The organism is Streptomyces himastatinicus ATCC 53653 (assembly GCF_000158915.1).
GTDB classification, from domain to species: domain Bacteria; phylum Actinomycetota; class Actinomycetes; order Streptomycetales; family Streptomycetaceae; genus Streptomyces; species Streptomyces himastatinicus.
In genome coordinates this window covers 9,394,967-9,397,795 of record NZ_GG657754.1, presented here as the reverse complement: position 1 = coordinate 9,397,795, position 2,829 = coordinate 9,394,967, and the positions used below count along the sequence as shown (strand labels likewise).

Here is a 2,829-nt window from a genome sequence, read left to right as displayed (position 1 = left end):
CGACCGTCGGGTCGGCCACGTCCAGGTACGCGGCCCCCAGGTGGCACGCGGCTACCACGAGGCCCCCGAGGTCACCGCCGCCACCTTCGCCGACGGCTGGTTGCGCACCGGTGACCTGGGCTTCCTGGCCGACGGCCGCTTGTGCGTGACCGGCCGCGACAAGGACGTGGTGTTCGTGAACGGCCGCACCTTCCACGCCCCGGACCTGGAAGAAGTAGCGGCCGCCACCCCCGGCCTGCCGACCCCGCTGGCCGCCGTGATCGGCTCCACCGACCCGGCCGACGGCACGGAGCGGGTGGTCGTCTTCGTACGGTGGCCCAGGCCGCGGAGGGAAGCGGCGCACGTACTCGCCCAGGTGACGGCCCGGGTACGCCAGGCCCTGGCCCACGACGACGTCCGCGTACTGCCCCTGCCACCGGGCGCGTTCCCCCGCACCACAAGCGGCAAGCTACGCCGCCGCACGATGCGCGAGCGGTACGAGGCCGGGGCGTACGGGGCGGTGGAGGCGCGGTGGTGCGACGGCACGCCCACGCCTGCCGATGCGGTGACCGGTGCGGTGGGGGGTGCCGTACCGGCCGGGCCGCGTGCTGGGCTGGCCTCGTCGTGGGAGGAGGTGGCCGGGGTTGTCGCGGGGGTTTGGGCTCGGGTGTTGGGACGGCCCGTGGACGGCATCGGGGTGCATGACCGGTTCCTGGACATCGGCGGTTCGTCGCTGAAGGCGATGGAGGTGCTCGCCGCGCTCGAGGACACCTTCGGTGTCTCCGTACCGCCGGGTGTGCTGCGCGACCGTGACACGGTCGCCGCGCTGACCGAGCACCTGGTGGCGGCCCAGGGCGGTGAACGGCCGGAGCCCGCTCGTCCACGCCCTGCTTCAGGCGACTCGGAGGCGGTCGCCGTCGTCTCCATGGCCTGCCGTTTTCCCGGGGCCGACACCCCGGACGCCTTCTGGGACCGGCTCGTGGCCGGGCACGACGCCGTCGGTCCCGTACCGGCCACCCGGTGGAGCACCCGGCCCGGGGACACCGCCCGGTGGGGCGCCTTCCTGGGCGATCCGGCCGGTTTCGACGCCGCGTACTTCGGCATCGGCGAACAGGAGGCGACCGCGACCGATCCGCAGGGCCGGATCTTTCTGGAACTGGCCCACGAGGCCCTGGAGCGCGCCGGTTACGCGGGCGCTCGGCGGGCGGGCCGCCGCGTCGGCGTGTTCGCGGCGATCGGGGAGAGCGGCTACCGCGAGGTGCTGGCGCGGGCGTCCGGCCCGGAGGGCGGGCTGCCGCCCGCCGCGTTGACGGGCAAACTTCCCAACCTCGTCGCCGCCCGGGTGGCGCAGAGCCTGGACCTGACCGGTCCGGCCCTCGCCGTCGACACCGCCTGCTCTTCGACGCTGGTCGCGCTGCACCTGGCGCGCCGCAGTCTCCAGTCACGGCGAGTGCGATCTCGCCGTCGTCGGCGGGGTCAACCTCGCGCTGACCTCGACCGGCCATCGGCTGTTGGAGCAGGCGGGGGTGTTGTCGCCGACCGGGCGCTGCCGCGCCTTCAGCGCCGCGGCCGACGGGTTCGTCCCCGGTGAGGGCGGCGCGGCGATCGTGCTGGCCCGGCTGGACGACGCGCACCGCGCGGACGACCCGGTCCTGGCCGTGCTGCGCGGCACCGCCGTGAACAACGACGGGCGCTCGCTGAGTCTGCTGGCCCCCAACGCGCTCACCCAGCGGGAGATCATCGTCCAGGCGTACCGGGACGCGGGTGTCGACCCCGACAGCGTGTCCTACGTCGAGGCACACGGCACCGGCACGGCCCTCGGTGACCCCGTCGAACTGCGCTCACTGCGCCAGGCGTTCGGCCCGCGCGCCGACGGACGGCCACGCCTGCTGGGCTCGGTGAAGAGCAACGTCGGCCATCTGCTCAACGCCGCCGCCATGCCGGGCCTGATCAAGGTTCTCCTGGCCCTGGGTCGCCGGGAGTTGCCCGCCTCCCTGCATCACGACGCGGACGCGGCGGACCGTGACGCGGAGGGTTTCGTCGTGGTCGGCGAACACCGCGCGTGGACGGCCCCCGGCCCGCTGGTGGCGGGCATCAACGCCTTCGGGTTCGGCGGCACCAACGCCCACGCGATCCTGGAGGAGGCGCCACCGCGCCCGGCCCATGCCACCGAGGACGACGGCCCGCATCTGCTGACCCTCTCGGCGCGCAGCGCCGACGCCCTGACGGCCGCGGCCCGCGACCTCGCGGCCCATCTGCGCGCCCACCCGGGCCTCGACGAGGGCGATGTGTGCGCCACCGTCAACACCGCCCGCGACCACGGCCGCCACCGCCTGGCGGTGGTGTCCCGGGGTGACCTGGCCGAACGCCTCGCAGCCGCCCCCGCGACCGCGGTGGCCCGCTCCCGGCCCCGGCTGGTGTTCCTGCTGCCCGGCCAGGGCACCGTACGGCCGGGGGCGGGCCGCGCCCTGTACCGCTCCGCGCCCGCGTTCCGCCATGCGCTGGACGAGGCGTCCGCACTCATCGGCCCGGTGTGCGGGCGCACCCTGGCCCAGTGGTGCCTGGACCCGGATGCCACACCCGCCGAGCCGGCCCGTACGGAGGTGGCGCAGCCACTGCTCGTCGCGTACGGCGTGGCGCTCGCCCGGCAGTTGCGCGCCTGGGGTGTGAGCCCGGACGCGGTGGCGGGGCACAGCGTCGGCGAGATCACCGCCGCCTGCGTGGCCGGGGCGCTCACCCTGGCCGAGGCGGTGCGGTTCGCCGCCGAGCGGGGCCGTCTGATGCGCGACCTGGCCGCCCCGGGCGCGATGGCGGCCGTACGCTGCGGAGCGGAAGCCCTCGCGGCGGTGC

Annotated in this window: 1 pseudogene; it reads left to right on the top strand. The window is 75.7% G+C overall.

Features of this window, described 5'->3' with window-relative positions:
• Nucleotides 1–2,829, top strand: a pseudogene (locus SSOG_RS57690) (type I polyketide synthase); the annotation flags it as partial.